At 39.5% G+C, this 13,098-nt stretch carries 10 protein-coding genes; 5 read left to right on the forward strand and 5 right to left on the reverse strand.

The annotated features are described in order from the left end of the window. Positions 1-234: 234 nt before the first annotated feature. Positions 235-2,958: an insulinase family protein gene (locus I6E69_RS17950; RefSeq protein WP_197121807.1), complete on the forward strand. Its 2,724-nt coding sequence runs from the start codon at positions 235-237 to the stop codon at positions 2,956-2,958. Positions 2,959-3,012: 54 nt separating this feature from the next. After that, the gene (locus tag I6E69_RS17955; protein WP_182671286.1) at positions 3,013-5,265 is read left to right on the forward strand and encodes an EAL domain-containing protein; all 2,253 of its coding nucleotides are present in this window, start codon (positions 3,013-3,015) and stop codon (positions 5,263-5,265) included. Here the strand turns inward: I6E69_RS17955 and I6E69_RS17960 are convergent. Both I6E69_RS17960 and yeiP read right to left on the reverse strand, forming a co-directional pair. Further along, positions 5,262-5,456: a hypothetical protein gene (locus tag I6E69_RS17960; RefSeq protein WP_024604473.1), complete on the reverse strand. Its 195-nt coding sequence runs from the start codon at positions 5,454-5,456 to the stop codon at positions 5,262-5,264. The genes I6E69_RS17955 and I6E69_RS17960 overlap by 4 nt on opposite strands. Before the next feature lie 139 nt (positions 5,457-5,595). Further along, positions 5,596-6,168, reverse strand: coding sequence for an elongation factor P-like protein YeiP (yeiP, locus tag I6E69_RS17965; protein WP_002962153.1), 573 nt, complete (start codon positions 6,166-6,168; stop codon positions 5,596-5,598). A 194-nt stretch (positions 6,169-6,362) separates the two neighbouring features. Between yeiP and I6E69_RS17970 the strand changes: the two genes are divergently transcribed. Beyond that, the gene (locus I6E69_RS17970; protein ID WP_024596739.1) at positions 6,363-6,749 is read left to right on the forward strand and encodes an MmcQ/YjbR family DNA-binding protein; all 387 of its coding nucleotides are present in this window, start codon (positions 6,363-6,365) and stop codon (positions 6,747-6,749) included. A 35-nt stretch (positions 6,750-6,784) separates the two neighbouring features. Here the strand turns inward: I6E69_RS17970 and I6E69_RS17975 are convergent, their stop codons facing one another. From I6E69_RS17975 to fadI, 3 genes are all read right to left on the reverse strand, one after another. Further along, a complete protein-coding gene (locus I6E69_RS17975; protein ID WP_182671282.1) occupies positions 6,785-7,294 on the reverse strand; it encodes a GNAT family N-acetyltransferase in 510 nt (169 codons plus the stop codon). A 74-nt stretch (positions 7,295-7,368) separates the two neighbouring features. After that, on the reverse strand, positions 7,369-9,576 hold the full coding sequence (fadJ, locus tag I6E69_RS17980; protein ID WP_197121809.1) for a fatty acid oxidation complex subunit alpha FadJ: 2,208 nt from the start codon (positions 9,574-9,576) through the stop codon (positions 7,369-7,371). Beyond that, complete coding sequence (gene fadI, locus I6E69_RS17985) at positions 9,576-10,886, reverse strand: acetyl-CoA C-acyltransferase FadI (protein WP_004335629.1); 1,311 nt, start codon at positions 10,884-10,886, stop codon at positions 9,576-9,578. The genes fadJ and fadI overlap by 1 nt, the downstream gene beginning before the upstream one ends. Before the next feature lie 306 nt (positions 10,887-11,192). Between fadI and I6E69_RS17990 the strand changes: the two genes are divergently transcribed. Further along, the gene (locus I6E69_RS17990; protein ID WP_004335627.1) at positions 11,193-12,149 is read left to right on the forward strand and encodes a MoxR family ATPase; all 957 of its coding nucleotides are present in this window, start codon (positions 11,193-11,195) and stop codon (positions 12,147-12,149) included. 3 nt (positions 12,150-12,152) lie between these two features. After that, positions 12,153-13,097 carry a DUF58 domain-containing protein gene (locus I6E69_RS17995; protein ID WP_004335626.1) on the forward strand — a complete coding sequence of 315 codons (945 nt, stop codon included), beginning with the start codon at positions 12,153-12,155 and terminating at the stop codon, positions 13,095-13,097. Position 13,098: the final 1 nt, after the last annotated feature.

Consider the following 13,098-nt stretch of genomic DNA (forward strand, 5'->3'; position numbering starts at 1 on the left):
AAAGTTTTCTGGCGAATTCAATTATACCTTATCTTCATGCTGTTTGTTTTTCATACCACAAAGATCAACACGCCCTAGCCAGTTTGCCCATTTGTCAGCTATATTAACAACATAAATCTATTTATTTCTAAATAATTATTTCATGAGATTCAGGTAAATCTTTAAGCTGTATTTCGCTTTCCTGAAGCCATCATCTGTTGTTAACAAGTAAACGTTTAGTTTCAGGAGCATCATTTGAATATCAGCCGCAATGATAACAGAGCATACCGCGCCTTTACACTGGACAATGGTCTAAAAGTACTATTAGTGCAAGATAAAGATTCTACAAAAGCGGCAGCATCAATGGCAGTTAACGCCGGGCATTTTGACGATCCTCTTGATAGGCAAGGCCTAGCACACTTTTTAGAGCACATGCTTTTTTTAGGCACAGACCAATACCCAGATTCAGGCAGTTTTAATAATTTTGTTTCACAAGCTGGCGGGAACACTAATGCGTGGACTGGCACTGAGCATACCTGTTACTTTTTTGATATTAATAACCAAGAATTTGAACAGGCGCTTACCCAATTTAGCCGTTTTTTTATTGCGCCACTTTTAAATTCAGCCGAAACAGAAAAAGAACGCAACGCAATTGAAGCCGAGTTTAAACTAAAAATAAAAGACGATGGTCGCCGTATTTATCAAGCCCACAAAGAAACGGTAAATCCAGCTCATCCATTTGCTAAATTTTCTGTAGGAAACCTACAAACCTTAGCTGACAGAGAGCGCTGTATTAGTGATGAGCTTCGCGACTTTTTTAATAGTCAGTACCAAGCTCAGTGGATGACTTTAGTTATTTGCGCAAACGAAACATTAGACACACTACAAAGCTGGGCACAAACTTACTTTGGCGCAATTAAGGGTAATAAAAACCTCAAAAAGCCAGAGATCAGTGAGCCACTTTATCGCAAACAAGACATAGGAAAAATACTTCATATTGAGCCGCATAAGCATATGCAAAAACTTATCATAAGTTTTGCTATGCCTAATATTGACGACTTTTATCGCCACAAAACAGTGAGTTTTATTGCCCATTTACTTGGCTATGAAGGCGCGGGTTCTCTTTATTCTATTTTAAAAGAGCAAGGCTGGATAAACGCGCTTTCTGCTGGCGGTGGTATTAATGGCAGCAACTTTAAAGATTTTAATATTAGCTTAGCGCTTACCGATGAAGGTATTGAATACTTCGAAGACATTATTGAAATGGTGTTTGAATACATTTGCTTAATTAACGATAACACCGAAAAATTGCCGCGTTTATATCAAGATAAAAAAAATCTATTACAAATAGCATTTGATAACCAAGAAAAGTCACGCTTGATTGATTGGGTCAGTAATTTAAGCATTAATATGCAGCATTACGATGAAGCAAACTACGTGCAAGGCGACTATTTAATGGAAGGCTTTAAAAAAGCGACCCACGAAATGGCCATGCAGTGGTTAACGCCACATAATATGCGCATCGTACTTATACATCCAGATGTAGAGCCTGAACATAAAACCGCATGGTACAACACACCATATAAAGTAGAACATATTTCACCTAGTTGGCTTGATGCACTTAGCGAGATAAATAAACCGCTGAGCGAAATGCTGCTGCCTACCGCTAATCCTTATTTAACAAAAGAAGTGGTGTTATTTGATGTCATAAAACCACAAACGAAACCCGAGTTATTAGTAAAAGAACCCGGTTTTGACTTTTGGTTTAAACAAGACAACACATTTCGTGTTGCTAAAGGTCATTTTTATTTGGCCATGGATTCTGATTTTGCCGTAAAAGATGTAAAACATATGGCACTCACCCGCTTATTTACAGATTTATTTATGGATAGCGTGGGCGAGCAATTTTATCCTGCAGAACTTGCAGGTCTTAGCTACCACTTAACCTCGCATCAAGGTGGGTTAACTCTACATACCGCTGGGCTTTCATCTAGCCAGTTAGAGCTTGTTGATCAATTAATAGATGCTTTATTTAATGTAGAAATTTGTGCAAAACGCTTTGCTGAATATAAAAAACAACTTGTAAGGCATTGGCGCAATAGCAACCAAAACAAACCAGTCAGTGAGTTGTTTAGTATTTTAGGCGCAAAAATAATGCCTTGGAACCCTCAACCTGGGGAGCTTGCATCGGCATTAAAAAACACCTGTTTTCAGCAATTTAATGAGTTCAGAACAGACTTTTTTAAAGCACTACATGTTGAATCATTTTTACATGGTAACTGGCAGCAAAGTGATGCATTAGCCTTTCAAAAAAAGGTCGCCGAACACCTAAAAAACGCAGCCATAATTGAAGATTTAAGACGCCCTCTTTTTGAAATTAAAAAAGTAACTCGCTACGAGTTAGAACTTCCTTGTAGCGACCATGCCATGGTAGTTTACTATCAGGCGCAAACGGATTGCGTGGCCGAAAAAGTAAAAATGATGGCGTTAAATCATTTAATTAATCAAGATTACTTTAACGAGTTACGAACAACACAACAGCTAGGTTATTTAGTTGGCGCAGGTTATGCACCTTTTAATACTCGTGCTGGAATAGCATTTTATGTGCAGTCACCTAAGTTTGATGCAAAAACATTATTGCATCGTCATAACAGCTTTATTAAAAAATATCTTGATAACATTGATGCACTTGATGAAAACGATTGGCAACAGCAAAAACATGGCCTTAGTACTCATATTGCAGAAAAAGATAAAAACTTGCGCCTGCGCTCACAACGGTTATGGCTTGCTATTGGTAACAGAGATCACGAATTTCATATGCAGCAGCGACTTTTAGATGCCCTAAACGCACTAACACTAAGAGAAGTAAAAGTTTATGCACTAAGCCTATTTGATGATAATAGACCAAGATATGAGCTTTTAAGCTCGGCGAAAGTCAGTAAATCTCAAAATATGCCCGTTTACTCTCAATCTCTTTGACTCTAGGTTTAGCTTGTTTTAAATTATCATTTGTAAATTAGAAGTAATCAAAAAATGATAAAAACAATAATAAAACTAAGCATGCTTGTAGTACTTGCTTACTCATTTGAGCTTTTTGCCTTTGAGTCATCACTTAATTACAACTCAGACAATATACTTATACTAGCAAGCGCCATTATAGCGCTTGCTTTGCCGTACCTGTTATTTGTAATCCATAAACTTAGACGTTCACGCCGCCAACTTCGACTTTCGGAAAAACGCCTTAAAAGTACTGTAGAAGGTAGCGGCGATACACTTTGGGACTGGAACATAAAAACAGGCGAAGTTATTCGTATTAACGATAAGTATTTAATGGACTCAACTACGTTAATGGGGTTTCCACCAAATAAAGGCCTTATCCATCCTCACGATATTAATAACGTTGAGCACTTGCTAAAAGTGCACTTTGCAGAGCAGTCTGCTTTTTTTGAAGCCACCTACCGAATCAAAGATACTTTTGGTCGTTGGCACTGGGTGCTCGATCGCGGAAAAATAATTGAAAAAGACGCCAACTTATCCCCCCTTAGAATGACAGGTACCGTTCGCGATATATCACAGTTAAAATCAACTGAAGAGCGCTTAAACCTTTTTGCAAAATGTGTTGAGTCGCTTACTGACGCCTTAGCAATTTACGATAAAAACTTTAAACTAGTTGATATAAACCCTAGCTTTTTAACCTTGTTTGGTGGCGTACGCGAACAATACTTAGGAAAAGATTTTAGCCTATCTGGGTATGAGCCAAGCTACACAAACAGAATTATTGAAATAGTAAAAGAGCGCGAACATATTCAACAAGAAGTGAAGCTTCGTAATAGTGAGCGTATTTTATTACCGATAGAAATATCCATAGATGAAATTAAAAACGATCAAAATCAAATAACTAATTATGTCGTTGTATATTCAGATTTAACAGAGCGTAAAAAAGCAGAATCGCAATTACATAACTTATCGAATCGAGATCGCACAACCAGTCTGCCTAACCGAAATTTATTTTTTACTGATTTGCATAAACTAGTAAAACTCAATTCGCATCACGCCTTGCTTGTATTCGATTTAGATAACTTTAAAAAAATAAATGACTCGTTAGGACATCAGCTAGGTGACAGCTTATTAGCTAAACTAGCAATGCGCTTAAATAAACTAACCCGCGAAAATGATGTGTTTTATCGTTTAGGCGGCGATGAGTTTGCTCTGGTAATGTCTGACACTAACGACATACATGTAATTACACGCATGGCTAAACAGTTTTTAGCAGCCATTGCTACACCATTTAAAATGGCAGGCCACGAACTGGCAATCACCTCAAGTGTAGGTATTGTATTATTCCCAGAAGACGGTAATACACCTGAACTGCTTTTAAAAAATGCAGATACCGCGATGTATCATGCTAAAAAGAAAGGTAACAGCTACTTATTTTTTAACGACACGATGAACCGTCAAGCCGTTAAACGACTGCAAATTGAAAACCTCATGCGCTTTGGTTTAAAAGAAGACCATTTTGAAGTGTACTACCAACCAAAAATGAATATTCGCACAGGCAAGCTAACCGGAATGGAAGCATTAGTGCGCTTTATTACACCCAAAAAAGGCATTATTAGTCCGGGAGTTTTTATACCTATAGCCGAGGAAACGGGCCAAATAATTGAAATTGGTGAGGTGGTATTAAACAAAGCCTGCAGAGACGTAAAAGAATGGCTAGATAACGGTTTATTTAGCGGCCGAGTAGCTGTCAACTTATCAGCAAAGCAATTTAGCCTCCCCGATTTAACCTCTCGTATTGACGTTATTTTGCAAAAAAATGAATTACCTTCTTACTTTTTAGAGCTTGAAATAACAGAAGGTACTGTAATGGATGACCCTAAAGAAGCCATTGCAATTATGCGTTCGTTAAGTGCCCGAGGTATTCATTTAGCAATGGATGATTTTGGTACTGGTTATTCATCATTAGCGTATTTAAAGCAATTTCCGCTTAATACACTTAAAGTAGATAAAGCATTTATAGATGACATGACCAACGAACGTGGCCGTAATATGGTCGACTCAATAGTCACTATTGCGCATAACCTTGATTTACATGTAGTGGCTGAAGGTGTAGAACAAGCCCATCAAATTGATATACTCAAAAAGCTTAATTGCGAAACAGTACAAGGTTATTACTATTCTAAGCCACTATCAAAAAGTGAATTTACTGAATTTTTAAAGCAGCAACAAACTAAAGCGGCCCCAAGCTTAATTAGAAAAAATAAAAATGTGGCATCGATAAATTAAGGGCGCCATATACACGCATTTATTCCTACATTTCTAACTAAAGCACGACGATAATGTAGATTAAACAAGCACCAGGCTACAGGTCCAAGTAAACCGCCTAAAATCAGCCATCGTTTAATTGGCATGCCTTTTTTAATGGTTTCTAAATACATTAAAGCTATAAATGCACTGCTTAGTAAAACTATAAACAAAGCTACCCCTTAAAGTTGCTCAAAAATACGGCGCTTATTCTAACGCTAACGTGATTAAATTTAAAGCAACAAATCCCCGCGCGCAAAAAAGCCGAAGCTGTTAAATACAGATTCGGCTTTTAAAATTATAATTTACAAGTTACTTTTCAGCACGACCCATAAATTTGTGTTCAACAGTATTAATACGGATACGGTCACCTGTTGAAATATGCTCTGGCACAGAAATATTTAAGCCAGTAGACATACGTGCAGGTTTTGAACGAGCACTTGCAGATGCACCTTTGATAGATGGGTCTGTTTCTTCAACAACAAGTTCAACACTTGACGGTAAATCAAGTCCTACTGGCGCGCCATCAATAACAATGACGTGTACGCCTTGCGTTTCTTCATTAACAAATAAAATTTCTTCGCTAATAGCATCTTTGTTTAAGTTGTAAGGCGTGTAATCTTCATTATCCATGAACACATACTCGTCTCCATCAATGTACGATAGCATTACTTCACGGCGTGTTAAATCAGCCAGCGTTAGCATGTCACTGTCTTTGAATGTTTCGTCAACTTTACCACCGGTTACCACATCGTATAAACGCATACGGTATAAACTACCACCAGCACGACCTTGCGGCACAGAGCGCACAATATCTTTTACAACTAAAACGCGGCCATTGAAGTCAATAGCAGTACCTTTTTTAACATCACTCGCCTTTGGCATGTGTGAATTCCTATTATTTTTTTGATTGGCAGAAACATACCACGAACTGGATTTTGTTCAACTAAAATTACGTTGGTTTTACGCTACATGTTGTATTAGCTTGTAAAATTTTAATTTATACTAAAATACATATAATCAAATGTGAAAAAAACTGCTATGGTAGCTTTACCGAGTATGACTTCAAGGAATGGATCATGGACCAGAAAAAAGTACATGAGTATTTAGTTAAAAAACCACTTGTTCAGGTTACAAAACCATTTGCGCAAGAGGTTGATGTATATAAAGTGAATCATAAAATGTTTGCGACTCTTGCTATTGGCAATGACGGTCAAACTAATGATGATGGTGAGGTTATTTGGTGGCTTAACTTAAAGTGCGATCCTGATGAAGCAATATCATTGCGTGATACTTTCCCGGCAGTGATCCCTGGTTACCATATGAATAAACGCTTATGGAACACAGTAATTTTAGACGGCACAATTGCACAAAGTGAAATTGAGAGAATGATTGATAACTCATTTAATTTAGTCGTAGAAAACATGCCAGAAAAAGACCGCAAAGCTATCGCACTTCACTTGTAGCACTTTTTGGGCTAGGCTACTAGCCCATTAAAACCTTACACCTTAAGCGTATAAATTAAATCGTCGTATAACTTTTCGCCTATTGTATGCACTTTAAAAAGTGTATCGGTATGGGTTAAGCCGCACTTACTAAGCACCTTTTCAGAACCAATATTGCCACGCGTTACGACTGCTTTAAACTGCCTAATACCACATTCTTTCCAAGCCCAATCAATCACAGCTCTTAACGACTCTGTCGCGTAGCCTTTATTAAAATACTCTGGCAATAATAAATAACCAAGCTCTGCGGTTTCTCCGTCATAGGCAAAGCCTGTAACACCCACTGGTTGTTTTGTCTTATTATTAATAATGAGTAAGCACAGTGGATGGCGCGATTTAGTATTCCACTTAGGTAAGCGTACCTCAAAGCGGTTTCTTATCAGTGACTCCATTGGCATATCAAAACAATACTTAAGGACTTGAGGATCGCGATGAAGCGCTAGAAAAAGAGGCCAATCAGACTCTTCTATTTGGTACATGCTCAATCTTTGTGTAAATAATGTCATTAAGCTCCTCATTTAAATATTAAAAATCATAAAAAAACCGCATCTAAATGCGGTTTTTATAAACAGTAGAAACTTTATTCTTTTGTTTCAATCTCTTTAGTAACTTCAGGCTCAGTGACACTTTGCTCTTGTGGCTCAGTACTTTGTACTTCAGGAGCTACAACCTCAACAGTTGCTGCATTATAAAAAGTAGTACCAGAGCTTGCCATTGTTACCAGTGACTCACATGGAGCAAAATTAGCATCGCTGTTAGCCAATGTAGACATATCAAAGCTTATTTTACTTGCGCCTAATTTATCCATATAGCTAAACGGGCCACCTAAAAATGGTGGGAAACCAATACCAAATATTGCACCAATGTCGCCATCACGTGGGCTTGCAATAATGCCATCATCTAAACAGCGTACTGCTTCGTTAAGCATTTTTGATACACATCGCTTAGCAATTTCGCTTTTGTTTAAACGTGGAGCTGGGGTAACACCCAATAGTTCGTAAACTGACTCATCAACCTTTTTGCCTTTTTTGTCGTATTCATAAAAACCACGACCCGACTTACGGCCAAGGCGTTTTGAATCAATCATACGCATAAATGCATCAGGGCCTTTAAAACGCTCACCTAATTCTTTTTCAAGAATTGGAGCAATTTTAGAGCCAATATCAATCCCTACTTCATCAAGTAGAGCCAGCGGTCCTACCGGAAAGCCAAACTCAACTAGGGCTGCATCAATCTTTTCAATTGGCTCACCCGCAAGCATTAAGTTAGCAGCTTCATTTAAGTAAGGCGCTAAAATACGGTTTACGTAAAAACCGGCCATGTCTTTTACAACAATTGGCGTTTTACCTTGCTTACGTGCAAAGTTAACAACGCGAGCAATGGTCTCTTTAGATGTACCTTCGTGTGGAATAATTTCCACTAATGGCATTTTTTCTACTGGTGAAAAGTAATGTAAGCCAATTACATTTTCAGGACGTGCTGCCTGCGCTGCAATTTGCGAAATTGGTAATGATGACGTGTTACTAGCAAAAATTGTATTTTCTTGGCATTGCTGCTCTACGTCGGCAACCATACCTTGCTTAAGCGCAAGATCTTCAAACACCGCTTCTATTACTAAATCAATGTGTTTAAAGCCACTGTAGTCTGTTGTACCTGTAATACGGTTCATTGTTAACTGCATATCAGCTTTAGACATAATACGGCGCTTAAGGCGCTTGTCTAAAATTTTGTAGGTGTAGCTCATTGCATTACTAATGCCCTGCTCTGCTACATCTTTAATACGTACCGGTACTTTAGCTTTAACAGCACTTACGTGCGCAATTCCTGCGCCCATTAGTCCACCACCTAAAACAGCAGTTTTGCTAATTGCGGGGGCGTCATCATTGCGCCACTCTTTTTTCATTTCAGTGGTTGCAAAGAAAATACCGCGAAGCGCTTTCGATTCGTCACTCATTACAAGTGTTGCAAAGCTTTCAGCTTCTGTTTTATACGCTTTTAGCTCATCAAGCTCTACACTAGCACGCACAGCTTTAATAATAGCGAGTGGTGCTGGGTAGTGCCCGCCCGTTTTTTTAAGTACGTTTTCTTTGGCTTTTTTAAAGATAAAGTTACGACCAAACGGGTTTGACTCTAATAATTTACTAATATTGTCGAGCTTTGGCTCTTTTACTTGTGGCTTTTTCTTAGTCGCAAATTCTTTTGCAACTTTTAGCAGCACACTGTGTGGTACACAGTCATCAAGCACGCCTGCTTTTTTAGCTTGCTTAGGGCGAATTTGTTTACCTGTTAGCATCCACTCAAGTGCTTTTTGAATACCAACAATTTTAGTTAAGCGCTGCGTACCGCCGCCACCTGGTAGTAAACCAAGTTGCACTTCTGGTAAGCCAATTTTTGTTAAATCGCTGTCGGTACCAACACGGTAGTCACACGCTAAAGCAAACTCTAAACCACCACCTAATGCAGCGCCATGAATCGCGCTTACTGTTGTGTATGGCAGTTTTGTCATATCAAAAAATGCTTGATGGCATAGTTCGCTAATAGCTAAAGCATCATCACGCTTTTGAACGCTATCGAGCATTTTTACATCGGCGCCCGCGATAAAGTTATCGCTTTTTCCGCTTATAAATACCATGCCTTTTACATTTTGCGACTTAGCGTCTTCTAATAATGCTTTTAAGTCATCGGCAAAACTACTGCGCAGGGTATTCATTTTCTCCCCTGGCACATCAATCGTTACTACGGCAATTTTGTTTTCATCTACCGCTAAATTAAATACTGAATCAGTCATTACGCGCTCTCCAATACAAAGGCTGCACCTAAACCACCAGCAGCACACGCTGTTGTTAATGCCAAACCGCCACCACGACGTTTAAGCTCGTGTAAGCTTTGCGTAATTAAGCGTGCACCTGTTGCTGCAAATGGGTGACCATATGCTAAAGAGCCGCCGTTAACGTTAAACTTATCCATGTTAATTTCGCCAATTGCTTTGCTGCGACCTAAATGCTCTTGTGCAAATTTGTCTGAGGCAAACATTTTCATATTGGCAAGTGTTTGCGATGCAAACGCTTCGTGCATTTCAATTAAATCTAAATCAGCAAGCGTAATACCCGCTCTATCTAGTGCAATAGGCGTTGAATGAGCTGGGCCCATTAACATGTCTTTTTCTACGCCAATTGCCGAAAATGCAAAGCTACGTACGTAACCTAGTATTTCGTAACCCAGTGCTTTTGCTTTGCTTTCGCTCATCATAAGTACGGCCGCTGCACCATCAGTTAATGGTGTTGCATTTGCAGCGGTAACAGTACCGTGCTGACGGTCAAAAACAGGTTTAAGCTTGGCGTAGCCTTCAACCGTTGAGTTTTTACGAATGTTGTTGTCTTCTGAAATAAAGCTTTTATATGGCGGTAAATGCGCCGTCATTACTTCATCTTTTAACTTACCATCAGCCCATGCTTGCGTTGCAAGTGAGTGAGAACGATGCGCTAATGCATCTTGATCTTCACGGCTAATATTATGTGTTTTAGCCATTTGCTCAGCAGTTTGCCCCATTGAAAGGCCTGTTGAGTACTCTGCTACTGCAGGAGGCACTGGTAATAAATCTTTTAAGCGCAGTTTTGAAAATATTTTTAAGCGTTGACCAAGCGTACGCGCTTTATTTAAATCAACTAAGCTGCCTGCTAGCTTTTTACTAACACCAATTGGTAGTACTGATGACGAATCTGCGCCGCCTGCAATACCTACACTTACAGATCCCGCCATAATAGACTCAGCTACATTAGCAATAGCCTGAAAGCTGGTAGCACATGCGCGCGATACAGAATATGCATCAACCGATACTGGCATACCTGTGCCCAATACAATTTCACGTGCAATATTTGGCGCTTCTGGCATTTGTACTACTTGACCAAATACAAGTTGATCAATTTCTGACTTATTGAAATTTAATCGTTCAAGCATTTCGTTAACCACCAATTTACCCATATCAAGTGCTGGTACATGGTGAAACGCTGTTGCTTGTTTTGCAAAAGGTGTACGTAAGCCGCTAACTATGGCAATACGGTCGCCCTTTGGTGTTTTTAGTATGTTTTGCTCAGACATTTATGCTCTCCCGCTGACAGGTCTGACCTGTTTGTTTTCCTCGATTCTAAACAACCCGTGCCCTAAAGCCAATAGATAAACACAAATTTATATAAACAGTGTTTAATTACGACTATCACAATAGGCTTTTTTAGACGCATTTACAAAGTTTTGTGGTACGCTAAAAATCGTTAAAAAATAACGAACTATTTTAAAAAATACAGTCTAACTCTTGAGTTACCCAATTATAAACCTTATAAATAGGTCAGTATTTATCACCTAACACTATTAGGTACAAACCCAGCTGACGAGGACAGTCCACTTATTATGGCAGCTAACGCATTTTCACAATTAAAAACGTACTTAGATACACAAATCATTGGCCAGCCAGAGCTTACACAAGCGCTACTTATTGCTATTTTAGCTGATGGTCACTTATTAGTAGAAGGCCCTCCTGGGCTTGCAAAAACACGTGCAGTTAATGCACTTGCTAAAGGCATTGAAGGCTCATTTCAGCGCGTACAGTTTACGCCAGATTTATTACCAGCTGATGTAACAGGTACCGATATTTACCGCCAACAAACTAGCGAGTTTGTATTTGAAAAAGGCCCTCTTTTTCACAACCTAATTTTAGCTGACGAAATTAACCGCGCACCAGCCAAAGTACAATCAGCACTATTAGAAGCCATGGCAGAGCGCCAAGTAACCGTGGGTAAAAATACCTATCCGCTTAGCGAACTGTTTTTAGTTATGGCAACGCAAAACCCGCTAGAGCAAGAAGGGACTTACCCGTTACCAGAAGCCCAGCTGGATCGCTTTTTACTGCACCTAAGTATTGGCTACCCTGGCGCAGAGCATGAGCTTGATATACTGCGTTTAACACGCGGCGAAGCGCTTAATGAACAACAACCAGTAATGCAAAAAATTAGTCAAAGCGACTTATTTGCAGCTCGTAAAGAAATATTAGGCCTTTATTTAGCAGAGCCGCTTGAGCAATATTTAGTACAACTTATTATTGCTACCCGTGAAGGCGCTAAATTAGATGCGCAACTAGGTAGCTGGATTGAGTTTGGTGCGAGCCCGCGTGCAACAATAGCACTTGATAAATGTGCTCGTGCTCATGCATGGCTTCAAGGCCGTGACTTTGTAGCACCTGATGACATTCAAGCTGTTGTGCATAACGTACTGCGTCATCGCATTATTTTAAGTTACGAAGCCCAAGCCGATGGCATTACTAAAGATCAAGTAATAAGCCGTATAGTTGAACTTGTAGCCGTACCATAAGTTATGCAAAAACAATTAGAAACCCAAGCATGGCTCAAACAGAGCCATAGCCACGGTGTTAATTTAGCACTCAAAGAGCTGATGTATTACAAAGCCAAAGCGCAATTGCTTGAACTTGCCCCTAAGGTAAAAATAAAAAATACCTTAACAGGACAATACCTTGCACCGCACAAAGGCCGAGGAATGGAATTTGCCGAAGTGCGACATTATCAGCAAGGTGACGATATTCGCTCTATTGATTGGCGAGTTACTGCGCGTACCGGCGAGACTCACACAAAGCTCTTTCAAGAAGAAAAAGAGCGCCCTGTGTTTGTATTTACTGATTTTTCTAACTCAATGCTGTTTGGCTCAAAGTTACTGTTAAAGTCGGTGCAAGCTGCGCATATAAGCGCTCTTGTTGCATGGTCGGCGTGTCAGCGCGGCGATAGAATTGGCGGTATTGTGTTTAATCAGCACTCGCATTTAGAGCTAAAACCCAGCGCCCGTGAAAAAGCCGTGCTTAAGCTTTGTCATAATTTATGCGACAACCACCAGCAAGCGCTTAACAATATTGATAAAACAGCCACTAACAACTTTAGCGATAACCTAAAGCGCCTTAACCATTTAGCAAAACCAGGCAGCTTAGTGTATTTAGTGTCTGATTTTAATGCTCTGGATGATGCGAGCTTTAAGCAACTTGAAATATTAAGCCGCCACTGCGAGCTGATTGGTTGCCACATAAGCGATCCGTTTGAGCATCAGTTACCTGCGTTTAAGCAAGCCGTTACGGTTAATGCAAATGGTCAAGACTTTGCCCTACCATTAATGGATAACAGCTTTAGAGAACGCTTTGCTAAAAATGCTGAGCAAGCATTTAGCGCGCGCTTTAATCGCCTAACTAAATCGGGTCTTAATTTAATATCATTCAATGCAGCAACACCGCTTGAGCTGCAATTAGTGAGAAAATAAC

Origin of the sequence: Pseudoalteromonas sp. NZS100, assembly GCF_015864815.1 — a bacterium.
Classification (GTDB): domain Bacteria; phylum Pseudomonadota; class Gammaproteobacteria; order Enterobacterales; family Alteromonadaceae; genus Pseudoalteromonas; species Pseudoalteromonas distincta.